This is a genomic window from Pseudomonas sp. TSRC2-2 (assembly GCF_049897785.1).
In the GTDB taxonomy this organism is placed as follows: Bacteria; Pseudomonadota; Gammaproteobacteria; order Pseudomonadales; family Pseudomonadaceae; genus Aquipseudomonas.
In genome coordinates this window covers 311,852-334,497 of the sequence record NZ_JAFCWZ010000002.1, presented here as the reverse complement: position 1 = coordinate 334,497, position 22,646 = coordinate 311,852, and the positions used below count along the sequence as shown (strand labels likewise).

22 protein-coding genes, 1 tRNA gene and 2 pseudogenes are annotated in these 22,646 nt (G+C 58.4%); 11 read left to right on the top strand and 14 right to left on the bottom strand.

All coding sequences use genetic code 11. The features are described from left to right. From ACP7D9_RS04600 to ACP7D9_RS04575, 6 genes and pseudogenes are all read right to left on the bottom strand, one after another. Positions 1-179, bottom strand: a pseudogene (locus tag ACP7D9_RS04600) (type II toxin-antitoxin system HicA family toxin). A 426-nt stretch (positions 180-605) separates the two neighbouring features. Beyond that, positions 606-679: transfer RNA gene (locus tag ACP7D9_RS04595), tRNA-Gly, on the bottom strand. A 158-nt stretch (positions 680-837) separates the two neighbouring features. Continuing rightward, on the bottom strand, positions 838-1,722 hold the full coding sequence (locus ACP7D9_RS04590; RefSeq protein ID WP_426155898.1) for an alpha/beta fold hydrolase: 885 nt from the start codon (positions 1,720-1,722) through the stop codon (positions 838-840). 316 nt (positions 1,723-2,038) lie between these two features. Further along, positions 2,039-2,731 (bottom strand): pseudouridine synthase, encoded by a 693-nt coding sequence (locus tag ACP7D9_RS04585; protein ID WP_426155896.1) that lies wholly within the window; start codon positions 2,729-2,731, stop codon positions 2,039-2,041. A 33-nt stretch (positions 2,732-2,764) separates the two neighbouring features. After that, complete coding sequence (locus ACP7D9_RS04580) at positions 2,765-2,995, bottom strand: cysteine-rich CWC family protein (protein WP_101158457.1); 231 nt, start codon at positions 2,993-2,995, stop codon at positions 2,765-2,767. Beyond that, on the bottom strand, positions 2,988-4,475 hold the full coding sequence (locus tag ACP7D9_RS04575) for a sensor domain-containing diguanylate cyclase (RefSeq protein WP_426155893.1): 1,488 nt from the start codon (positions 4,473-4,475) through the stop codon (positions 2,988-2,990). Before ACP7D9_RS04575 ends, ACP7D9_RS04580 begins: the two co-directional genes overlap by 8 nt. 344 nt (positions 4,476-4,819) lie before the next feature. Here ACP7D9_RS04575 and ACP7D9_RS04570 point away from each other — a divergent pair, with 344 nt between their 5' ends. From ACP7D9_RS04570 to ACP7D9_RS04550, 5 genes are all read left to right on the top strand, one after another. After that, positions 4,820-5,224 carry a hypothetical protein gene (locus ACP7D9_RS04570; protein ID WP_101158459.1) on the top strand — a complete coding sequence of 135 codons (405 nt, stop codon included), beginning with the start codon at positions 4,820-4,822 and terminating at the stop codon, positions 5,222-5,224. 147 nt (positions 5,225-5,371) lie between these two features. Further along, positions 5,372-6,664 (top strand): glycosyltransferase family 4 protein, encoded by a 1,293-nt coding sequence (locus ACP7D9_RS04565; RefSeq protein ID WP_426155891.1) that lies wholly within the window; start codon positions 5,372-5,374, stop codon positions 6,662-6,664. Between the two features lies 1 nt (position 6,665). Beyond that, positions 6,666-7,520 (top strand): hypothetical protein, encoded by an 855-nt coding sequence (locus ACP7D9_RS04560; protein WP_426155889.1) that lies wholly within the window; start codon positions 6,666-6,668, stop codon positions 7,518-7,520. 2 nt (positions 7,521-7,522) lie between these two features. Then, positions 7,523-8,557: a hypothetical protein gene (locus ACP7D9_RS04555; RefSeq protein ID WP_426155887.1), complete on the top strand. Its 1,035-nt coding sequence runs from the start codon at positions 7,523-7,525 to the stop codon at positions 8,555-8,557. A gap of 1 nt (position 8,558) precedes the next feature. After that, positions 8,559-9,020: a hypothetical protein gene (locus ACP7D9_RS04550; RefSeq protein WP_426155885.1), complete on the top strand. Its 462-nt coding sequence runs from the start codon at positions 8,559-8,561 to the stop codon at positions 9,018-9,020. Positions 9,021-9,087: 67 nt separating this feature from the next. Here the strand turns inward: ACP7D9_RS04550 and ACP7D9_RS04545 are convergent, their stop codons facing one another. Next, on the bottom strand, positions 9,088-10,200 hold the full coding sequence (locus tag ACP7D9_RS04545) for an enoyl-CoA hydratase/isomerase family protein (protein WP_101158462.1): 1,113 nt from the start codon (positions 10,198-10,200) through the stop codon (positions 9,088-9,090). A 132-nt stretch (positions 10,201-10,332) separates the two neighbouring features. Between ACP7D9_RS04545 and ung the strand changes: the two genes are divergently transcribed. Continuing rightward, positions 10,333-11,028 (top strand): uracil-DNA glycosylase, encoded by a 696-nt coding sequence (gene ung, locus ACP7D9_RS04540; protein ID WP_426155883.1) that lies wholly within the window; start codon positions 10,333-10,335, stop codon positions 11,026-11,028. 124 nt (positions 11,029-11,152) lie between these two features. Here the strand turns inward: ung and ACP7D9_RS04535 are convergent, their stop codons facing one another. From ACP7D9_RS04535 to ACP7D9_RS04520, 4 genes are read right to left on the bottom strand one after another with little or no spacing between them, the layout of a single operon-like run. Then, positions 11,153-12,190 (bottom strand): AbrB family transcriptional regulator, encoded by a 1,038-nt coding sequence (locus tag ACP7D9_RS04535; protein WP_426155881.1) that lies wholly within the window; start codon positions 12,188-12,190, stop codon positions 11,153-11,155. Further along, positions 12,183-13,697 (bottom strand): tripartite tricarboxylate transporter permease, encoded by a 1,515-nt coding sequence (locus ACP7D9_RS04530; RefSeq protein WP_426155879.1) that lies wholly within the window; start codon positions 13,695-13,697, stop codon positions 12,183-12,185. Before ACP7D9_RS04530 ends, ACP7D9_RS04535 begins: the two co-directional genes overlap by 8 nt. Position 13,698: 1 nt before the next feature. Next, a complete protein-coding gene (locus tag ACP7D9_RS04525; RefSeq protein ID WP_397478415.1) occupies positions 13,699-14,157 on the bottom strand; it encodes a tripartite tricarboxylate transporter TctB family protein in 459 nt (152 codons plus the stop codon). A 55-nt stretch (positions 14,158-14,212) separates the two neighbouring features. Next, entirely contained in the window at positions 14,213-15,190 is a 978-nt protein-coding gene (locus tag ACP7D9_RS04520; RefSeq protein ID WP_101158467.1) for a Bug family tripartite tricarboxylate transporter substrate binding protein, read from the bottom strand. Between the two features lie 449 nt (positions 15,191-15,639). Between ACP7D9_RS04520 and ACP7D9_RS04515 the strand changes: the two genes are divergently transcribed. Further along, entirely contained in the window at positions 15,640-16,311 is a 672-nt protein-coding gene (locus ACP7D9_RS04515) for a response regulator (protein ID WP_034153139.1), read from the top strand. Next, the gene (locus ACP7D9_RS04510) at positions 16,304-17,689 is read left to right on the top strand and encodes a sensor histidine kinase (protein WP_101158469.1); all 1,386 of its coding nucleotides are present in this window, start codon (positions 16,304-16,306) and stop codon (positions 17,687-17,689) included. Before ACP7D9_RS04515 ends, ACP7D9_RS04510 begins: the two co-directional genes overlap by 8 nt. Positions 17,690-17,698: 9 nt before the next feature. Here the strand turns inward: ACP7D9_RS04510 and ACP7D9_RS04505 are convergent, their stop codons facing one another. Next, entirely contained in the window at positions 17,699-18,520 is an 822-nt protein-coding gene (locus tag ACP7D9_RS04505) for an HDOD domain-containing protein (RefSeq protein WP_101158470.1), read from the bottom strand. A 34-nt stretch (positions 18,521-18,554) separates the two neighbouring features. Then, entirely contained in the window at positions 18,555-19,496 is a 942-nt protein-coding gene (locus tag ACP7D9_RS04500; protein ID WP_426155875.1) for a YgfZ/GcvT domain-containing protein, read from the bottom strand. 150 nt (positions 19,497-19,646) lie between these two features. On the opposite strand from ACP7D9_RS04500, the gene ACP7D9_RS04495 reads away from it, so the two are divergent. Both ACP7D9_RS04495 and ACP7D9_RS04490 read left to right on the top strand, forming a co-directional pair. After that, the gene (locus ACP7D9_RS04495) at positions 19,647-19,901 is read left to right on the top strand and encodes a succinate dehydrogenase assembly factor 2 (RefSeq protein ID WP_101158472.1); all 255 of its coding nucleotides are present in this window, start codon (positions 19,647-19,649) and stop codon (positions 19,899-19,901) included. Continuing rightward, positions 19,885-20,343 (top strand): protein YgfX, encoded by a 459-nt coding sequence (locus ACP7D9_RS04490; RefSeq protein ID WP_426155872.1) that lies wholly within the window; start codon positions 19,885-19,887, stop codon positions 20,341-20,343. The genes ACP7D9_RS04495 and ACP7D9_RS04490 overlap by 17 nt, the downstream gene beginning before the upstream one ends. Here ACP7D9_RS04490 and ACP7D9_RS04485 read toward each other — a convergent pair. Beyond that, positions 20,312-20,503: pseudogene (locus ACP7D9_RS04485) on the bottom strand (L-aspartate oxidase); the annotation flags it as partial. The gene ACP7D9_RS04490 and the pseudogene ACP7D9_RS04485 sit on opposite strands and share 32 nt — an antisense overlap. Before the next feature lie 43 nt (positions 20,504-20,546). On the opposite strand from ACP7D9_RS04485, the gene ACP7D9_RS04480 reads away from it, so the two are divergent. After that, a complete protein-coding gene (locus ACP7D9_RS04480) occupies positions 20,547-22,004 on the top strand; it encodes a tyrosine-type recombinase/integrase (RefSeq protein WP_426155870.1) in 1,458 nt (485 codons plus the stop codon). Positions 22,005-22,646: the final 642 nt, after the last annotated feature.

Sequence of the window (22,646 nt, the reverse complement as noted above, 5' to 3'; positions counted from 1 at the left end):
TCAGAGCATGGCCTGTTGCAAAATACTGATGGCCGTTTTTTGAGCAGATCCTTTTTTGGATGCGGCACTGTTACCAATTCTGGTTTGGTTGGATGTTTGAAGTGATGATGACTGCCCCGGATACGTACCAGAAACCAACCGTCCGCGACGAGTTGTCCGATTAAAAAACGGCTATTCACAACACCTCCCTGTGGTGTGCTTGGTGGTTACTATACCTACTGAATTCTACAGATCAATAGACTTGCTACCGCTCAGCCATTGTGGCGTCCGGCGAGGTGGTCAACCCAGTCTAGGCCGCGCGTGTTTGGAGGAACGATGGTTGTGTTGCAGTGTTTTGCTGTGACATTTACGCGGCAAAATGAAAGAAAAATCGCTCAGCCAGTCATTGCGACTGATAGAGCGAGCTAGGCCGTAAGGAGGGCGACGTTGGGATCGATCCTTCTCTGGATGATGTTCAGAGTCGCTGGGGTTCTTTTTGGAGGTGAAGGCTTTTCCTTGGAAATTGTCTTTCACCAACTTCCAGACACAAAAAAACCGGCCATCAAGGCCGGTTTTTCAATTCCTGCATCCCCCGTCAGACAACACAACGCGAGATCAATATTCGGTGGAGCGGGTAGAGGGAATCGAACCCTCATCTAAAGCTTGGGAAGCTTTCGTTCTACCACTAAACTATACCCGCTCAGAGCGGCTGACTTTGTACCAGACTCGGCCACGGATTTGAAGTTTTCTTTTGTCTGCGATGGCTTTTTCACGCAGAAAACGGTCAATCGCGAGCAGGGGCTGCGCCGTTGTAAACAGGCACTTCACACTTGCAGTCTTGCCCGCGATGACGCTGTTTCAAATGGCCAATGCATGTTGATCCTGCACAAACGAGTAGCGCATCCGGGTGGCTTGCGGCGCTGGTTTAAGAAAGCCGAGCAGGGCGTTCTGGCTGTCGCGGCACGCAGCCTTGTGTTCCATGTCGAGGAAGTGTCCGGTGGCTTGCAGGGTGGTGAAGCTGCTGTGGGCGACGTGGTTGCCGAACAGGCGCGCATCCTCGGCGGCGGTGTATTCGTCCCATTCGCCGTTGAGAAACAGCACCGGCACGTTGATCTTTTTCGCCGCGTTCACATAGCACTGCCGATCGCTGTGCAGCACATCGTTGATGTGAAAGTGCATCTGCCCGTATTCATGCTCGGCCAGGCTGCTGACGTGGCGATAGTTGAAGCGTTTGAACAGTGACGGCAGGTGTTTGCCGATGGTGTTGTTGACCAGATGCCCGACCCGATCGCCGTCGCGGCTGCCGAGGTAGTCGACGCCGCGCTCGAGGTAGTCGAGCATGTGCGCATTGATCACCGGCGAGAACGAGCTGATCACGGCTTTTTCTATGCGCCGGGGTTGCTGGGCGAGGGCAACCAGAGTGGCGGCGCCGCCCCAGGAGAACGACAGCACATGCTCGGATGCAAAGTGGTCGATCAGCTCCAGCAGAATCTGCCCTTCGACTTCCTTCGTCAGATGTTTCTCATGCCGGTTGTGAGCTTTTGACCGACCCGCGTAGGGCTGGTCGTAGCAGACCACGTTGAACTGCGGGTGCAGGTTTTTCACGGTCTGTGCAAACGACGCAGTCGTGGCCATCGAGCCGTTGACCAGAATGATGGTCTTTTCTGCGGCGTCTGCGCGATAGAACTCCGTGTAAACCCGATACTGACCCTGTATATCCAGCACAGCGATTTCTGGCCTCATGTCATAAGACTCCTGGCAAGCAAGCGGGTATGCGCGCAATCGAGATTGCACGAGCTTTGTGACAGGTAGGCATACGCCTGGAATTTGCTGGCCCATGTCGATCCATTACGGCAGGTCGACGGGTGTTGTTATTGGCGGGCAGATTGCCGGCTGAGGCGCAGCCCTTGAGGGCAGACGACCGACAAAAAGTTTCTTGGAAGTATGTGGTGACTCGTCGGTCACATTTCGGCCGACGACCTGATTCAAGCAGGGGACTCAGGATCATGCAAGTGCCGTCGGTGAATTGTTCGACAACTTCGGCTGAGCGGTCGCCGGCTTAGAACAAATGAATCTCTTCGGTGCGCAAAGCGCGGTACTCGCCCGGTTTTAGCGCGTGATCCAGCGTCAGTTCGCCGATGGATTCACGGTGCAGATGCAGGACTTTATTGTTGAAGAAACCAAACATGCGCTTGACCTGATGGTAGCGGCCTTCAACGATGCTCAGCCGTGCCGAGCGTGGGCCGAGCAGCTCCAGCTGCGCCGGTTGCGTAGTCAGGTCCTCGAAAGCGAAATAGATGCCCTCGGCAAATTTCAACGCATAGCCGGCGTCGATGTGCTGTTCGGTTTCGACGTAATAGACCTTCGCCAGTCTGGTCTGCGGCTGCGTCAGGCGGCGCGACCAGGCGCCATCGTTGGTGATCAGCATCAGCCCGGTGGTGTTGAAGTCCAGGCGCCCGGCGATGTGCAGGTCAGCCTTGTCCGGTTCATCGAGCAGGTCGAGCACGGTTGCATGCTGCGGATCACGGGTGGCGCTGACGCAGCCCGGCGGTTTGTGCAGCATGAAATAGCGCGGCGGTTTGCCGCTCTGCAGCACCTCATCGTCGACTTCGACCCGGCTGAATTCCAGCACGTCACTGTGCGGGTCGCTGACGACTTTTCCGTCAATCCGAACGCGTTTTTCCACCAGCAACAGGCGAACCTGCTGACGGTTGTAGCGGGGCAGATTGCTGAGGAAGCGGTCGACGCGCATGGTCAGGATTCAACGGACAAAGGGCCGCGCATCTTACGGGATCGGCCGCCGGCCTGCTTGCAGTTGCGCTTCAACCTGTGCGCAGCGCGGGCACAGGCAGGCTTGATTGCGTAGCTCGGCCGGCAGCGCTTCGAGCACCGCCGGCTCGATGGTCACGCCATAGCACCAGCATTCGCGGTCGGCGGTGCGCGGGTCGGCGAGGCTGCAATCGTTGCGGGCGCCGCAGGCCGGGCAGTGGTCGGATTTGATGTTGAGATCAGGCATAGGTCGAGTGCGGCATTTCCATGCAGGTGCGGTTGCGCCCGGATTGCTTGGCGCGGTACATCGCATGATCAGCCCGCGACAGCAGAGTGTGCAAGGTGTCATCGCGCTGCAAGGTAGTGGCGCCGATACTCACCGTCAGATGCAGGCTGTGGCCATCGTAGGCATATTCGTGTTGCTCGACGTGCTGGCGGATTTTCTCGGCAATTCTCTGCCCGGTCTCGCCGTCGGTGTCTTTCAACAGAACGATGAATTCCTCACCGCCCCAGCGGCAGACGATATCGGCATGGCGCAGGCAACTCTGCAGATCGCGGGCGAACCCGATCAACACCTGATCGCCGGCCATGTGCCCATAGGTGTCGTTCAACGCCTTGAAGTGGTCGAGGTCGAGCAGCAACGCGGTCAGCGGCTTGGTTTCCCGTTGGGCCTCGTGCAGCGCTTGCGCGGCGAGGATGTCGAAGCCGCGTCGATTCGGCAGTTCGGTGAGGCTGTCGAGGGTGGCGTGCGCCTGAATCTTCGCCTGAAAGCGCTTGATCACTCGATTGAGCAAGGCCAGTACGATCAACGTCACCAACAGGCAGATCAGCAGATTGAGATACAGCGACTGACGGATTTCACTCAGCGCGCCGTTTTCACGTTTATCGACGAACAGGTACCAGTTCAACTCGGGGATAAACCGTACGTTGAGAAAATGCCCCTGTCCGTGGGTTGAATATTCGTAACTGCCGCTGTGCGGCTTGGGCAACTGGCTGACCAGACTTTTCATGCTTTCCAGTTCGCCAAGACTCTGGCCGATGTGCGCGCCCTCCGGGCCACCTTCGGCACCGGTCAACACCAGGCGGCCGAAGGTGTCAACGAAGTACACGCTGCGTTGATAGCGCTGTTGATACTTGTCGATCAGCTTGATCACCGCGTCCACGGTCAGGCCCACTCCGGCAGCGCCGATAAAGCGGTTGTGGTAGTCGTAGACCTTGTAGTTGATGAAGAACGTCAGGTTGTCCTTGTTGGCCAGATCCGGGTCGACGTTGATCTCGTAGGGATCCTGCATGTCGCGCACGCGGAAGTACCAGGTGTCGCGCGGTTCATCGACTTTGACCTGTTTGAGGACGCCTTTGGCGTGGTAGTAGGTGAGAGTGGCATTAGAGACGAAAAACGCCGTGTAGGCGCCGTAATGGGTCATGACTTCGTCGAGGTAACGAGTCATCTGCTCGGGATTCTGCTCGCCGTTGACCACCCAATCGCGCATGAACGTGTCGCGGGACATCATCGAAGATATGAGAATCGGCCGCACCAGATCTTTCTGGATTTCCGAATAGACCGTGTCGGAGGTCAGCGGTAGTTCGGTGTTGACTATGTTGTCGCGGATCGACTCGCGGGAGGCGAAATAGCTCAACAGCGACGTGGCGAGAAACCCGGCGCCGAGCAGGGCGACGAGGGTAAGCACCAGTGAACGTTGCGAGTACAGGGGAGAACGAAGCGGCATGGCAGATCCGTTGGCAATGGCCCGATGGGATGCATTCTAGTGGGATGGTCGGGAAAACACTGCGGGATTTGTGCCTGAAATGGCGAGGGATACGACTCAGAGATTTGTCAGGGAAATCGCTGCCCGCACCCCAGCGCTCTGCCGAAGGGTGAGGCAGTTAATTAGGGTGATGGCAAAATTGTGCGTTTGACAGGTAAACAAGATTTCATAATCACTTGTTTCAACTTGTTGCGGGAACGCACCAGATTCCGAAAACGCTGTCTGATTTTTCGACAGTCACAGAATCAATGACTGTCGCCTGCCAGCGTCGCTGGTGTGGCCAACCCGCGGTCCAGGAGGCCGCCATGTATCGTCGAATCGTACTGCTTGCCGTGATGCTGTTTTCCCTTGGCGGATGCGTTCCTTATTCCTACGCAGACAACTACTACAGGTCAGAAGTCTACACATCACCCGCACCGGCCTATTACAGCGGTGGCGGTTCCTATTACCGCAGCGGCGGCACCTATTACACCCAGCCGCGCTATTACCAGCCAGCGCCGCGGTACTACCAGCAACCGCGTTACTACCAGGCGCCGCGGCACTATCAACCGGCCCCGCGTCATTACGAGAGCCGTCGCTGGCACGGTAACGATCGCGGACGCTGGGATGGCCACCGTCGTGGCGGTTGGGACAACGACCACCGGGGTCGCGGCAACTACGAGCGCCACAGCGGTCGCGGCGACCGCAACGGCCGTGGCAACCGCTGGTAAATATCCGCAAATGAACAAGCGGCGCATTGAGCGCCGCTTTTTTTTGCTCGTCGAAAAGTCGTTCCGTTAGCCATCTCCTAGGCAATTCACAGACGCTTCCTACAGTTTCAATTTATGGCATTTGTTAGCGTTTGTGGATGCCGAACGATGCGAGAAATCCTCAGCTCAATAGCGGCGAAAAAGGACGTTACCGCTATGAAGCTTCTGGTTATTCATCAAAATTTTCCGGGTCAGTTCCGCCATGTGGTGCTGGCCGCGCTGGACCGGCGTGACGAGGTTGTGGCGATAGGTCGGGACACGGCACCGGGACTCGCCGGGGTGAAAATCCATCGATATCGAGCGACCAGCCGAGCGCCCGGCAATGTTCACCCCTATCTGATCCGCTACGAACAGGCGGTGATTGACGGGCAAAAGGTTTTTGAGATGTTGACCAGGCTGAAACGTTCGGGTTATCAGCCAGATGTCATTCTTGCCCATCCCGGATGGGGAGAGACGCTATTCGCCAAGGACGTCTATCCCGATACGCCACTCATTCACTACTGCGAATACTACTATCGAGCGCAGGGCGCCGATTGCGGGTTCGACCCTGAATTCCGGCGAGCCACAAGAGAGTCGTCAAGGCTGCGAGTGCTCAATTCGCTGCATCTTTTGAATATTGAACAATGTGACATTGCCATTGCGCCTACGCGGTGGCAGCGCAGTCTGTTCCCGGCAGCGTATCGGTCAGCCATCAGGGTTATTCACGAAGGTATCGTTCAAGGTTCTGACCTAGCGAAAACTGCCGCAGTCGTGCTGCCCAATGGAATCGAGCTGCGAGCCGGTCATCCGATCGTCACCTACGTGGCGAGGAATCTCGAGCCTTATCGTGGCTTTCACAGTTTCATCAGAGCGATCCCGCAGATTCAGGCTGCGTGCCCCAATGCGCAGATTATAGTGATTGGCGGAGATGGCGTCAGTTACGGGAGTAGGCCGGTCGGGTACCCGGATTGGCGCAGCAGGATGGAGGCGGAGGTCAGTTTCGATCACTCTAGAGTGCATTTCACAGGGAAACTTCCTTACCAGACTTACCTCGCGGTTCTCGCATGTTCCAAAGTCCATGTTTATTTGACGTATCCGTTTGTCTTGTCCTGGTCGTTACTGGAGGCGATGGCGTCTGGCTGTGTGATCGTTGCGTCGGATACAGCACCTGTAAAAGAGGTAATCGTTGATGAAGTTAATGGGCTGTTAGTGGATTTCTTCGATCATCAAACGATCGCCAAACGTGTAAGCGAGGTTTTGAGGTCGGTTGATGGTTACGAATGTCTTGCCAGCGCTGCGAAGTTGACGGCGAGTCGCTTTGATGTGAAGTCGGGTGTAAGCCAATACTTCGATGTTTTTGAAAGTGCGATGTCCGGGCATAGCAATAAACAAGTCGTTCCCCAATTTGATGGGGCGGTTTGAAATGTCCAGGAAGTCGCGTAAACAAGCGGTCGTCTGGTTTAAAAGATTGTTGAAGTACGGTCTATTTTTTTACGTCTGTTATTGCGTAGCGGGATTTTATATTCGCAAAGAACAATCTGCCGAGTCGGCGGCTATTCACCAGGCAGACGAGAAAGCTTGTCAGAACAAACTGGCGAGCATGCAGCAAGTGCCGATATTAGGCGGCGCCTATGTAGATAAGACGCTGGTTCCTGAGTTTTACGTTGGCATGCCGGAAATGGTGAACAAGAAAGCGTGTCTGGCGATTGCTCTGAAGGGGCTTTTCTGGTGGACCGGGACGGGGCTGCACCGCTACCAGGATCAGCGCGCAGAGTCGATCCCCAAAAGTTGGCGGCTCTATAAATTGAATGCCGGGCTTTTTACCAGAAAAGAAACTACAGAGCCCCATGAGCGGGGCTATCGGCACGTCAACTGGCCGGATGAGTTGATTGTTAAGCTAAAGAATTATCCGGGGCTGGAGATTTGGCTTAATGCTCCGCCACCGCATTTTAAGAATGTGTCATCCGTACGAAAGTTTGTCATCACGGGTTGGCCGCGGCGAGATGGAACCCCGCGGTTGATCAACTGTGACGGCTTGATTCGTCCGGCTTCGGAGGAAAAAATGACTGACGAGAAACTGGCAAGGTTCAGCAGAGCTGAATTGGAAAATCTTGATTTCGGAAAACTGAATTTCTTTTGCACGATCAATCTGGATAACTTCGATTTTGCCGGCGGGCACGGTAGCGTAGGCCTCGGTCTATCGTCATTACGCGAAGCACCTGAGATGCTAAAGTTTCTCAGTGGTTATCTTTCACGCTCTGTTATTACAAGGAAGTAACGATGAGTCATATTTTTAGTGATTTAGAAAAGTCGGCAATTTTAAGTGCGGCAAATAGTTGCAAGGGAATGACGTTTGATATTGAAGATCTCAAGTATATTGCACTGAAATTAGCAGGGGCAAGCTGCGCCCCCCTGTACCAAAAGCTATTCGACATTATTCGTGAAAAAGTTTCTGACGTTGCAGCTGCCGATAAAGAGGCTGGAGAAGTGCTGAAAAGCGCCAGACTCTGGCTTGCCGTGGCCATTGATGCCAACGGTGGAAACGGTGCCTACTCTGCCCTGATTCGTGGTTACACCTCCCGCCAGGGTGAACTCAGACTGAATACAATTTTCAGTGAAGACCTGATGCAGCTTTCATCCAACCAGGTTGCCGTCAATTTCATCAACACCCTGAGCTCCGAGGGCGCCGACTATCTGCTCAGCGGCTCGGGTGATGACTGGCTCTACGGCGAAGACGGCGCCGACACCTACGTCGTGCAAGCGCATGCCGGGGCGACAACCACGATTGCGGACGTGCTCAACCCTGTTTTCCACCGAGCAGAAGTCGGCGTAGCGGGGTGGAAAGATGAGTACGGTTTGATTGATCAGGACACGGTTGTCCTTCCAGCAGAAGCGCAACGCGATGCACTGCAATTGAGCTGGGGTGCTGCGCTGATAGAGACGACCCATGTCGAGCTGGAACCCAACCCGGATCGCGGGGCTTACCGTCATCCGCCGCGAGCGAAAATGCTCCATCCGACGCTCGATATCCAATGGGGTGGGACGCAAAAAGTCCGCATCGCCTTGCCCCACTACGGTGAACTTGAGGGGGCCGGTATTGAGCTCGTCAAGTTCGCCGATGGGTCGGTCGCAAGTTTGAAGCAGCTCCTGGAATCGAGTCAGCTCGGCCCTGCGCCCGAGACTTTTCATACGGGTGTCATCGTCAACAATCCCAGCCGTTCAACCTCCCTGCGAGACGGACGAGCGCTGCCACTCGTGGGCGGTCGCGGCAACGACACCATAAGCGGCGCGGGAGAGATCCGAGGCATGCAATGACGTGCTCACGGGCAGCCCCGGTGATGATCTGCTGCTGGGTGGGCCGGGCAATGACACGCTGGCCGGCGGCGCTGGAAATGATCTCTACCGATACGATGGCCTCGGCAGGGACGTGATCATCAACAACGGAGGCGGCCTGGACGGGATCGATTTTTCCGAACGCAGGCTGACGATCGACAACTTGAAGTTTCATCGTGAGCGCGATGATCTGGTGATAGTGGTGGATTACGGAATGGCGCCGAAAATCCGGGTTTCCAGTCACTTTGCCGCAGGTGATAGTGCTATCGGCTTCATAAGAGTCAGCGAAGGAACAGCGATTCAAGACTACAGCGCGACGCAGATTGCTGAACGACTGCATCCTCTTCCGCCATTGAGGGATGTCGAGAAAATTTTGCAAAAAGGCGACGATGAAGCGCAGCGGGCGATGACGGAAATCATCGAGTTCTACGAACTGAACGTCTGAGTTGCTGGACGACCGATTCAGCCAGCCCGCGACGCAAACCAGTTGCCATCGCGGGCTACGAGTCAGCTCAATACTGAGTCAGATCCGCCAACGGATGCCGCCCTTCCCAGACTTTATGAAAATGCGCCTCGACCACCGCCTCCGGCACGTTATTGATATCCGGCCAGTGCCAGTGCGGCTTCTGATCCTTGTCGATCAAACGCGCGCGCACGCCTTCGCTGAATTCGGGATGGCGGCAGCAATTGAGGCTCAGGGTGTATTCCATCTGGAATACTTCGGCCAGCGACATGTGCCGCGCGCGGATGATCTGTTCCCAGACCAGATGGGCGGTCAACGGTGAGCCCTCGGTCATGGTTTTCGCCGCGCGGGCGAGCAACGGATCACTGCTGTCACGGTGCAGACTTATGGCTTTCCACGCACAGGCGACGTCGCTGACATCGAGCAATTCGTCGATCTGCTGCCGACGTGGCAGCCACTGTGCTTCGGGCATCTGCGCAAGTGCTTCCTGCTGCAGAGCCTTGAGCAGGCTGTTGAGCTGCATGGCGGTCTGTTCCTGCCAGTTCAATTGCAACAGGCCTTCGATCAATTGCGGTTGCTGTTCGTCGAGCAGGAAGCGGTCGGCCAGATCCAGATCCAGCGCATCACGGCCGTTGATGTGCGCGCCGGTCAGGCCGAGAAACAAGCCGAGCTTGCCCGGCAACCGTGCGAGAAACCAACTGGCGCCGACGTCGGGATACAGGCCAATGGTGATTTCCGGCATGGCCAGACGGCTGCTCGGCGTGACGATCCGCGTGCTGGCGCCCTGCAACAGGCCCATGCCACCACCGAGCACATAACCGTGGCCCCAGCAGATCAGCGGTTTCGGATAGGTGTGCAGACGATAATCCAGGCGATATTCCGCGCCGAAAAATTGCGCGGCCAGCGGCGGCACTTCGCCGGGGTGAGCGCGGCAGGCTTCGACCAGGCTGCGCACTTCGCCACCGGCGCAGAAGGCTTTACTGCCGTTACCGCGCAGTAGCACGCAGACGATTTGCGGGTCAGTGGCCCAGGCGTTCAATTTGTCGCTGAGGGCGTTGATCATCGGCAGGGACAGCGCGTTCAGCGATTTTTCGGCATCCAGGCTGGCGATGCCGATGCGTGCACCGTCGGTGCCGGTGAGTTCTTCGAAGTGCAGATTCATCGTGACCTCGATCGGGAATTTGAACGATCAGTATGATCGCTGTGGGGGAAAGTGCCGGATCTGCGTCAGATCAATTGACAAGCGTGGTCGGCTTTCCTAGGGTTCGCCCCATTGTTTTTGCCGGAAATGACCATGACTGCTGACGACCGTATCAAACTCGAACCGAGCTGGAAGGAGGCACTGCGTGCTGAGTTCGACCAGCCGTACATGGCAGAGTTGCGCAACTTTCTGCAGCAGGAGCGGGCGGCCGGCAAGGAGATCTATCCGCCGGGACCGATGATTTTCAATGCTCTGAACTCCACGCCACTGGACAAGGTGAAAGTGGTAATCCTCGGCCAGGACCCGTATCACGGCCCGGGTCAGGCCCACGGTCTGTGCTTCTCGGTGCAACCGGGCGTGCCGGCGCCGCCGTCGCTGGTCAACATCTATAAAGAGTTGAAACGCGACCTCAATATCGACATTCCCAACCATGGCTACCTGCAGAGCTGGGCCGAACAGGGCGTATTGCTGCTCAACACGACCATGACCGTCGAGCGCGCCAACGCCAACGCGCACAAGGACAAAGGCTGGCAGCACTTCACCGATCGCATCATTGAAGTGGTCAGCGAGCGGCAGCCGCATCTGGTGTTCATGCTTTGGGGCGCCCATGCGCAGAGCAAGCAGAAGCTGATCGACGCCACCAAGCACCTGGTGCTGACTTCGGTGCATCCGTCGCCGTTGTCGGCCTATCGCGGATTTTTGGGCTGTGGGCATTTCAGCCGGACCAACAAGTTTCTCGAACAGAATGGCGAAACGCCGATCGACTGGCGCTTGCCACCTCTCGCCTGAGATCGTTCCCACGCTCCGCGTGGGAATGCCTCAATGGTCGCTCCGCGTCCGCTTTTGGGACGCAGAGCGTCCCGGGCTGCGTTCCCACGCAGAGCGTGGGAACGATCAGTTAACGATCAGTTAGTCAGGACTCTGGAATACGATTCCAGTACTTGAACAACGGCTCCGCCAGAAACAGCACAAACAACAGCCGCATCACCTGCATCGCCGTCACCAGCGGCACCGACAATTGCAAGGTCTCCGCCGTCAGGCTCATCTCGGCAATCCCGCCGGGCATCATCCCCAGGGTCAGCGAACGCAGATCCAGATGGGTCAGCGCACTCAAGCCCAACGCCGCCAGCGACGCGATCAACATGGTCAACGCCGTGCCGATCAACGTCCGCCCCATGAAGGAAGGCGCGCGACGGAAGAACTGTCGGTTGAAGTGACAACCCAGGCCGCTGCCGATCAGCCACTGGCCGATCTGGCTGCCGCCATTGGGCAGGCCGATGTGCAGATCCCAACCGATACTGACCGCCGCACTCACCAGCAACGGCCCGAACAGCCAGGGATTGGGTTGGCGCAGACGTTGCCAGAGCCAGGCGAGCAGGGCGCCCGCCGGAAAAAGAATCGCCAGCCAGCGCCAATCGACGCTGCCGGCGTGAGAAATCGGCGTGCCGTCACCGAGCAGATACTTGAACGCCGCCGGCACGCATAACACCACTACCAACACCCGCAGGCTCTGCCCGGCCGCAACATGGCTGAGCAGGGCGCCATTGCGCGCGCCGAGGTTGACCATCTCCCCGGAACCACCGGGCATGCTCGAGAAAAACGCCGTGGCGCGATCTTCGCCGGTGCGCCGCATCAACCACACGCCAACCACCGCCGACAGGCTGGTGACCAGCGCACCGAAGAAGATCAAACCGAAATGACTGAGCACCTGTTCCATCACCTGCGGGGTGAAGTGCAGGCCGATACCGATGCCGACGATCCACTGGCCGCACTTGCGCCCGCCGGGGATTTCCGCCAATTGCCACGGCGTCAGGCAGCGCACCAGAATGATCGCCAGCAACGAGCCGACCATCCACGGTAGCGGCCAGCCGATCTGGCTGGCGATGAAACCGCCGAGCAGACCGACCAGCGGGGTGCCCCACCAGGCTTTCAGGGACGAGCGATCAGACATCGGCGATGGCGCGACGCGCAGCCGAACGTTTACGCCAGATGCGGATGATCGGCATCAACAACATGATCGCGGTCAGGATCCAGCAACCGAAGGTGATCGGGCTCGACCAGAGGATTTCCAGCGCACCGTTGGAGATCGACAGGGCGCGGCGCAGGTTCTGCTCCATCAGACCGCCGAGGATGAAACCGAGCAGCAGCGGCGACAGCGGGAAATCCAGTTTGCGCAGGATGTAACCGAAGATGCCGATACCGATCATCAGGAACAGATCGAAGGTGGTCGCGTGCACCGCATAAACGCCGATCCCGGTGATGATCGCGATGATCGGCACCAGTGCCCAGTTCGGCACGGCAAGGATGCGGGTGAACACGCGAATCATCGGGATGTTGAGGATCACCAGCATCACGTTGGCGATGAACAACGACGCGATCAGGCCCCAGACGATGTCCGGTTGCTGTTGAAACAGCAGCGGGCCCGGAGTGATGTTGTACAGCGACAACGCGCCAATCATCACCGCAGTGGTGCCCGAGCCCGGAACGCCGAGGGTCAGCATCGGCACCAGTGCACCGCACGCCGCGCCGCCGATCGCGGTTTCCGGCGCGGCCAGACCACGCGGGTCGCCTTCACCGAACTTGCCGCTGGTGCCGGCGATACGTTTCTCGGTCATGTAGGCCACGGCACTGGCGAGGGTTGCGCCCGCACCCGGCAACACGCCCATGATGAAACCGAGCACGCCGCAGCGGACGTTGACCACGAACACCGACGCCGCTTCCTTGAAGTTGAACATCATGCGGCCGGTGGCTTTCACCGCTTCCTGGCCGTGGTGGGTTTTTTCCAGCAGCAGCAGGATTTCGCTGATCGAGAACAGACCCAGCACCAGCACGACGAACTGAATGCCGTCGGTCAGGTGGATGTTATCGCCCGTGAAACGGTACACACCGCTGTTGGCATCGATGCCGACGGTGGAAAGAAACAGACCGATCAGCGCCGCGATAAACGTCTTCAGCGGTCGATCACCGGCCATGCCGCCGAGACAGACAATTGCGAACACCATCAACACGAAATATTCCGCCGGTCCGAAGGCGATCGCCCATTTCGCCAGCAGCGGCGCGAACAGCACCATGCCGCAGGTGGCGATGAAGGCGCCGATGAACGAACTCCACGCCGACAACGACAACGCGACACCGGCCATGCCTTTGCGGGCCATCGGGTAACCGTCGAGGGTGGTCATTACAGTCGAGGCTTCGCCGGGAATATTCAGCAGGATCGAGCTGATCCGTCCGCCGTATTCGCAGCCCAGATAAACCGCCGCAAGCAGAATCAGCGCCGACTCCGGCGGCAGGCCGAGGGCGAATGCGATCGGAATCAGCAACGCCACACCGTTGATCGGGCCCAGGCCCGGCAACAGGCCGACGACGGTGCCGATCAGCGTGCCGCACAGTGCGGTCACCAGGTTGTACGGGCTCAGCGCGACGCCGAACCCCTGACCCAAATAGCCAAGAGTATCCATATCAGTTCTCCAGAACGCTGAGCAGGCCGAGGGGCAGCGGAACGTCCATCAATCGGTCGAACAGCAGATAAAGACCGATCGCCATCAGGCTGATGATCACCACGCTGGGCAGCCAGCGACCGCCGTAGAGACGGGCCATCGGTACGCCGGTAAGAATGCTCGCCACGATGAATCCCAAGGGTTCGAAGGTGCCGGCGAACACCAGCAACAACACCACGCACAGACCGATCTTGGTCAGGCTTTCACGGTCCAGCGGCGGCTCATCCGGGTTGTGCCTGATCGGCGCCGGGCGGAACACCATGTACAGCAGCGCCAGGCCCATCAGGGCGAGCATCAGCAGCGGAAAGGCACGCGGGCCGACGGGTTCGTAGGAAAAAGCCGCTTGGTACGGCCACGCCATCAGTGCCAGGCCGGCACACACCAGCAGCAACACCGAGGCGAAAATGCGTTGAATAAGCATGGGAGCTCCTGTGCGACGTCCCCGCGAAGGAGACGCCGCCACTAGACAGAGACGATCACTGGATCAGGCCGAACTCTTTGGCCAGCACTTTGTAGTCGGCAACCTGCTTCTTCACGTAGGCGTCCAGCTCCGGGCCGGTCATGGCGAACGGGAACAGTTCACGTTGATCGCGCAGCTTGGCGAACTCCGGCGACGCCAGCAGTTTGTCGAACGACTCTTTCCACCAGGCGTAATCTTCGTCGCTGACTTTTGGCCCCAGGTAGAAGCCGCGGACCACCGGCCAGACGATGTCGTAGCCTTGCTCGCGGGCGGTCGGGATGTCTTTCATTTCCGGCTCGTCGAGGCGCTTGTCGGAGAACACTGCGAGCAGACGCATGTCACCGCTCTGGATGTGCGGCATGGAGTCGGAGATGTCGGTACTGCCGACCTGAATGTGGCCGCCGAGCAGGGCAGTGGCGATTTCACCGCCGCCCTCCAGCGCCACGTAACGCAGTTCGCGCGGGTTGATCCCGGCGGCCTTGGCGATCAGCGCAGTTTGCATCCAGTCCTGGCTGCCGACGGTGCCGCCGGAACCGATGACCACAGAGCCTGGATCTTTCTTCAGCGCCTGAACGAGATCATCCAGGGTCTTGTAGGGCGAATCGCTTTTTACCGCGATGGCGCCATAGCTGGTGCCGACCGCTGCGAGCCAGCGCACGTTGGTTTCATCGAAGCGGCCGAACTTGCCCTGGGCCAGGTTGAGCAGCGAACCGCTCGACCACGCCACCAGCGTGCCGGCGTCCGCTGGACGTTGCGCTACCACTGCGTTGTACGCCACTGCGCCGACACCGCCGGGCATGTAGGTTACGCGCATCGGTTTGCTCAGCAGTTTTTCGTTGACCAGTGCGCTCTGCACCAGTTTGCACGTCAGGTCGAAACCACCGCCGGGGGAGGCGGGGGCGATGCATTCCGGGCGTTTCGGTTCGGCCATGAGTTGGCCGGCGAACAGCATCACGCCAGCGGCGAGAGCAACTTTACGCAGTGATAAGTTCATCTGAGTCTCCTTGGGAGTTGTTGTTATGGACGTGCAGAATTACCAAAGGGCGACGCTTTGCTCAGCAGCAGGCGCAGGTGTTCGTCGCGCGGACGCATTGGCTGGAATATCGGAAGGGGAAACGGCGTTGCCCGCCACGGAATAACCGGCAAGGGCGGGGTTGCAACGGGGAGTGTCGGCTTGTGAGAAAGCCGGGGTGTGCATGGACGACATGCGGGTGTACTCCGATTATTGTTCTTATTGGTCGAAAACGCTTCGTGGCGTTTTGCGTTGCGCTGTGTGGCTGCAGCGGTGACAGTCGAAACTGTCCGTAGGCCGACTCTAACCGGCTAACCTTTCAGTAACCTTTCAGCTGTCTTTCACGGTTTTCGGGCTTCACAGCAGCGGTTGCGGCTGTAAACTCCGCGGCAAAGCGCGGCGTCGGCCAACCCTGAACGAGGTAACAATCCATGCGTGTCCTGCTCGTCGAAGACCATCTGCAACTGGCCGAAAGCGTGGCCCAGGCGCTCAAGAGCACCGGTCTGACCGTGGATGTGTTGCACGATGGCGTGGCCGCCGACCTGGCGTTGGGCAGTGAGGAATATGCCGTGGCGATCCTCGACGTAGGCCTGCCGCGCATGGATGGTTTTGAAGTGCTGGCGCGGCTGCGCGCTCGCGGCAAGAACCTGCCAGTGTTGATGCTGACCGCGCGCAGCGACGTGAAGGATCGCGTACATGGCCTCAATCTCGGCGCTGACGATTACCTGGCCAAGCCGTTTGAACTCACCGAGTTGGAGGCGCGTGTCAAAGCGCTGCTGCGCCGCAGTGTCCTGGGCGGCGAGCGTCAGCAGCGCTGCGGCGTGCTCGCTTACGACCTCGATACGCGGCGCTTCACCCTTGGCGAAGAACTGCTGACGCTGACCTCGCGCGAGCAAGCCGTCCTCGAAGCGTTGATCGCGCGGCCGGGCCGGGTGATGAGCAAAGAGCAACTCGCCGCGCAGGTGTTCGGCCTCGACGAGGAAGCCAGTCCCGACGCCATCGAAATCTACGTGCACCGCTTGCGCAAGAAGCTCGACGGCCAGCCCGTGGCAATCGTCACCTTCCGTGGCCTCGGCTATCTGTTGGAAAGCCGCGATGCATAAGCCCAGCAGCCTGCGCTGGCGGTTGCTGTGGAACCTCGGATGGTTGCTGGTCGTGTTGATGCTTGCCAGTGGTTTGAGCGCTTACTGGAACGGTCGCGAAGCCGCCGACACCGCGTATGACCGCACGCTGCTGGCGTCGGCGCGAACCATCGCCGCCGGGCTGTCGCAGCGCGATGGCAGCCTCAGCGCCGACGTGCCTTACGTGGCGCTTGATACTTTCGCCTACGACAGTGCCGGGCGCATCTATTACCAGGTCAACGATATTCACCAGAAGCTGATTTCCGGCTACGAAAATCTGCCCGGGCCACCGCCCGGCACGCCGCGCACCGACAGCTATCCGGCGCTGGCACGTTTCTATAACGCGAAGTACAACGGCCAGAACGTGCGCGTGGTCAGCCTGCTCAAAGCCGTGAGTGAGCCAAACATGAACGGCATGGCGGAAATCCGCGTGGCCGAAACCGACGAAGCACGGGTCAGCATGGCGCGCAGTCTGGCGGCTGATACCTTGCTGCGCCTGGGCATGCTGGCCGTGGGCGCGTTGCTGCTGGTGTGGTTCGCAGTGAGTGCGGCGTTGCGCCCGCTGGAGCGGTTAAGAACCGCTGTTGAGGAACGCCAGCCTGACGACTTGCGACCACTGCCGTTGGTGGAAGTGCAGCATGAATTGGGGCCGTTGGTGCGCGCGCTCAACCACTTCACCGAAAGGCTGCGCGGCCAGTTCGAGCGGCAGGCGCAGTTCATCGCCGATGCCGCCCACGAGTTGCGCACGCCGTTGGCGGCATTGAAGGCGCGGCTGGAATTGGGCCTGCGTTCGAATGAACCAGAGACTTGGCGTACGACCCTCGAATCGTCCGCGCAAAGTACCGATCGCCTCACCCATCTGGCCAATCAGTTGCTGTCGCTGGCCCGCGTCGAAAACGGTGCGCGGGCGATTGCCGAGGGCGGCGCGCAGTTACTCGATCTGAGCCAGTTGGCCCGAGAACTGGGCATGGCCATGGCACCCTTGGCGCACAAGCGCGGGGTAGCGCTAGCGCTGGAGGCGGACGAGCCGGTTTGGCTGCGCGGTGAGCCGACGCTGCTCAACGAACTGCTGAGCAATCTGGTCGACAACGCGTTGGCGCACACGCCGTCAGGAGGCAACGTAATTCTGCGGGTCACAGCGCCCGCGGTGCTTGAGGTTGAGGATGACGGGCCGGGCATTCCGCTGGAGGAGCGCGATCGGGTATTCGAGCGATTTTATCGGCGTAATCAACAGGTCGCCGGTTCGGGCCTGGGGCTAGCGATTGTCGGCGAGATCTGCCGGGCGCATCTGGCGCAGATCACATTGCATGATGGCGCGCAGGCGGGGCTGAAGGTGCGGGTCAGTTTTATTGCCGGGTAATACTTTTGGTCAGTAGAACATCGACCGCGATTCTTCCAGATCCGCGCAGAACTGCTTGTTCTCGGGGTCAATCCCGAGCTTCCTGAACGCCGGCACGCTAAACGGGTCAATCCGCGCAAACGGATGGTCGGTGCCCTTGCGGCAATATAGATTGGCCACTTGCACGACATCGACGTAATCGATGCGCGTTGAGTCGCGGCTGAAGTCTTGATACAGCAACGGCAATTGCACCAGGCGTTCGGGAAACTCCCAGACCCGCAGCAGTTTCTCGCCCAGCAATGGATGAATCTGTTCGATCACATGGGTCAGGCTGACCGCATCCGAGAGCAATTCATTGTGGTCTTCGGCATAAGTCAGAATCGGCAACACACCAATCTGATGCACCAAACCGCCGAGAGCCGCCTGGTCCGGCTTGAGCTGGGTATAACGACGACACAGCGCGTAGCTGACGCCGGCGATTTCCAGACTGCTGCGCCAGACTTCGCGCATCTTCTGTTCGACCACTTCGGAGCGGGCGTTGAAGATCTGCTCCATGACCAGACCGATCGCCAGATTGCTGCTGTAGTTGATGCCCAGACGGGTGATGGCGGTGTGCAGGTCGGTGACTTCCTGCGCGGCGCGCAGCAGCGGACTGTTGACCACTTTGATCAGACGCGCAGACAGTGCGGTATCGCGGCCGATGACTTTGCTCAGATCGCTGACGCTGATTTCAGGATCCTCGGCGGCCTTGCGAATCTGCAGGGCCACTTCCGGCAATGTTGGCAGAACCAGGTCATCGTTATCGATGGCCGCAACCAAATCCTGTTGGACTTTTTCCGCCAGTTCGCTCATTTGGACTCTCTAGGGTGTTGCAACAATGCTGCGATCAGCGCTGGATTTCGCGGTCGCGATCCAGTTCGTAAGGCAGGTCGAGCACGTGCAACGCGGGGCCTTCAAGGGCGCCCAGATGCAAATCACCGGCTTCGGCAGCTTCGGCCTGCAACACGGCCAGGAGTTCAATGTTTCCCTCGGCATTGGCCGCCAGCACCACTTCGCCGATCGAGCTGTTGTGGCTTGGGGCAAACAATTGAGTGCCGGGCTGCGGCAACTCGGCCGCGTCGAGGCGCAAGCGGTACAGGCGCCGCTTGAGCTTGCCCAGGTATTGCATGCGCGCAACGATTTCCTGGCCGGTGTAGCAGCCTTTCTTGAAGCTCACGCCGCCGACCGCCTGCAGATTGAGCATCTGCGGAATGAACAGTTCGCGAGTGGAAGGCATGACCTGACCGAGACCGGCGCGGATCTGGCCCAGCAGCCATTGGTTCAGTTCGGCCTCAGGCAGCGTGGAGGAGAGTTGGCTCTGGATGTTTTGCGCCTGCGCGGCAGGTACCCAGAGTTCAGCTCGACCGGGCGAGACGCGAATGGCGATCAGGCCGTCATTGCGCACAACACTGTCGGTTTCGGCGGGCAGTGCCAGATCAAGGCTGGTCAGGGCTGCATCGCCATGCTCCAGGCCGAAGCGCACCCAGGCGGCGCTTTCATCGGTCAGTTTCGATTTGGAGAACACCGCGTACTTTTTCAGGTCGGCCAGCTGTGGCTCGAGCAGTTCGCTGGCCATCGCCATCACCACGCCGTCACCTTCCAGCACAATGCGGAAGCTCGACTGCATGCGGCCTTTCTGTGTGCAGCGGGCGCCAAGGCTGGCGCGGGTGTCGCTCAGGTAATTGATATTGCAGGTCAACTGGCCTTGCAGGAATTTTCCGGCGTCCGCACCGCGAACCGCGAGTACGCCTTCATGAGACAGGGTGCAGAAAAAAGCAGAATCGGCCATGGGTCATCGCAGGGTAAATAGACTGGGGCACATCATAAGGGGGCAGGGTTGAAATGGGTAGTTGATAAAGGATCAAGGGTGCCCGACCAAAGCCGACTGTGCGGCCCGCGTCGGGGCTGTATACTGCCCGGCAAATTCGAGGAGGGCTCCATGGTCGAACAAGTTGAACTGAATCGCCTCTTTTGGCACAGCCGTCGCGGCATGCTTGAACTTGACGTGTTGCTGGTGCCGTTCGTGCAGGAGGTCTATGCGACGTTGAATCAAGTGGATCGCGATCTGTACGTGCGTTTGCTGACCTGTGAGGATCAGGACATGTTCGGCTGGTTCATGGAGCGCAGCGAGTCGCAAGACCCCGAGTTGCAGCGCATGGTCCGGATGATTCTGGATCGTGTCCAGCCCAAGTAATACGTTCGAGTGCCGCTGGCATGCCTCACGGCAGTTGCTGGCGGCATATCTGTTGGCCCAGGCGTTCGCCATGGGTTCGTTGTTTCTGCTGTCGATTCCGCTCTGGGCCAGTCTGCTCGGCGCTTGCGCTTGCGCTTGTGCGCTGCACGGTTTTTGGGTGATGCCAAGGCAGATTCTGCTGAGTCATCCGAAAGCATTTTGCGGTTTACGGTGCGACGGCGATGGCTGGCAGGTCTGGAATCAGGCTGATGGCTGGCAAGCGGTGCAATTACGCCCTGACAGTCTGGCGCTGCCATTGATCGTGGTGTTGCGCTTTCGCCGGCGCGGAGAATGGCGGGTCAGGTCGATCTGCGTGCCACGTGATTCGCAGACGGCGGATCTGCACCGACGCCTGCGAGTGCGGCTCAAGTTCAGCAGGCGTAGGTGGGCGGCACCAGAATAGTGTCGAGCGCTTCGGGCAGCAGGTCCGGGTAGTCGAGGGTGTAATGCAGGCCACGACTTTCCTTGCGCTCCATGGCTGAACTGATCATCAGCTCGGCGACTTGCGCCAGGTTGCGCAGTTCGATCAGGTCACGGCTGACTTTATAGTTGCTGTAGAACTCGACCCTTTGAGGCTAAACCCAATGGATACAGGGGTTTCAGCCGATGACCGTCAACCACCGCTCCCAAAATGGGACAAACCTGTTACAAACTGCGCTTGCCAAGCCGTACCACTATCGCCGGTCTGGTCGCTATTACCTTCGCCTTCGCCCTCAAGGCACTGATACAGGCTTCTTCACGCTTTCGCTCAGAACTACCGACAAGGCCACCGCTATGACCATCTCGAAGGACATCCTCAAGACCCTCAAGGCGTATCACTTCGACAACCCTGAGGCGACTTGGGACGAACTTCGTGAGCGTCTGGTAGACATCGCTGAGTCATCCTTGACGATGGCGCATGGTGATAGCTCATTGGTTGCCTATGAGATGATCCACGATGAGCATCATCAAGCGCTTCGAGAGGCCAGCGCCAAGATGTCCTTGAGCCTCAATCAGCAACGAGCAGTGGGCAAGGCATTGGAGATCATTGAGGCATCACAAGAGCGCCTGAATGGGAGGCCGGGGAAACTGGTCGAGAGCGTTAGAGAACTTAAAGAAGAGTCTTGTGGCACGTCTGTGGCCCTCCGTCCGTCTCTATCTGTATTATCAACTGAAGCCTCCAAGCCGCTGACCTTCAAGGCCATCTCTGAGCTTTACATGGAGGAACGCAAGGAACACGTAGAGACAAGCACCATGCGGGACATAAAGTCTTCTTGTGGCTCTATAGCTGCTGTTCTGGGTGAGCTTGACTTGAAGGTCCACACACGGGCTGACATGGTGGCTCTGAAGGAAAAGCTCCTTGAGGATCGCTCAGCGTCCACCGTGAAGAAGATACTGACCCGTCTTACCACGGTCATGGATTGGGCAGTACATAACGGCTATATCGATAAGAGCTTCGATAAGGGTCTGAAGCCTACCAAAGGTGCCGATAGCTCCCGTGAGGCGTTCTCTCAGGATCAAGTAAAGACACTCATGGCCCATACCAAGACGCTCCCGGAGAACTCGTGGCAGCGCTGGGCATTGTCTCTTGGGGTCATCACTGGGACTCGTATTGAGGAACTGAGGCAGCTCACCAAGGCTGACGTTAAGAAGATCCCAGGCACTGACGGCAATGGCATTTGGGTCATCGACATCAATAGGAACGATGGCAAGACAGCCAAGACCAAGAATGCGCTCCGTGTCGTACCGCTGACCGATGGGGCCTACGGATTCGACCTTCAAGCGTTCCTTGGGTTTGTCGAGAAGGCCGACTCTCAGTTGTTCAAGCTGGGCGCAGGGCAATTCTCGGGGGTTCTTAACGGGGCGCTTCGAGATGTCTTGGGCCTGAAGGCCGACCGCACCCAGACTTTCCATTCGCTAAGACACTCTTTGGCTGGTGCCTTGAAGGCCGCTGAGATTCCTGTGGGCACCGCTGAGTCGATCTTGGGGCATACGTCAGGGTCGATCAGCTATGACCTATACGGGGCAGGTAGTGGGGTAGAGGTCACGAGGACGGCAGAGGCGCTGAAGGTAGCCTTGCTTTAGTCTCAAAGGGCGTGTCAGGGACTATCAGCGAAGAAAATGATTACAGCATCCTAATGCGCCGAGAAGCATTTAGGATGCTGGAATTTACTTGGAGACTAAATCGCCCGTGGTGTTCGTCCGTACGTTGAGTTTCCATCGAATCGGAGTTCCGGGAGCATGCTGCGAATGATTTTGTGGTGGGAAATCGTCCCCCTCATTACAGGTGACCTCCCGTTTGCAATTGATGCAACGGTAGATGCCTGAGGTTGGAACCCGATCGCCCGGAGAGTGGATATCTGTCCAGCGGGAATGAGAGCCAACTACGTTATTTAAAACTGAATCGTCCGTATAAAGTGCCATTAGCGTTACAGCTCCATGTGATGATAGTTCGCCACTACACGTTATCGTTCGGAGTTTTTACTGTCCAGCGTAATTTCATGGGCATCGAACTGGATGTCCTCGTGGGCCACCCTGAGCATGAGCTGGTGTTCTTCGGCGTGCAGATCGCCAAGGCTGCTGGTCTGAAAGATCCCTCAGGAGCTGTAATGGCCTACAGGCAGACAAAGGATGCCAAGGAGGAACCCAAGTTAAGCCTCGGAGGTTTGATGGTGAATTGTGCCATCAAAGTACCTGAGTACCGTGTGGACGATCCTTACCAGCTAA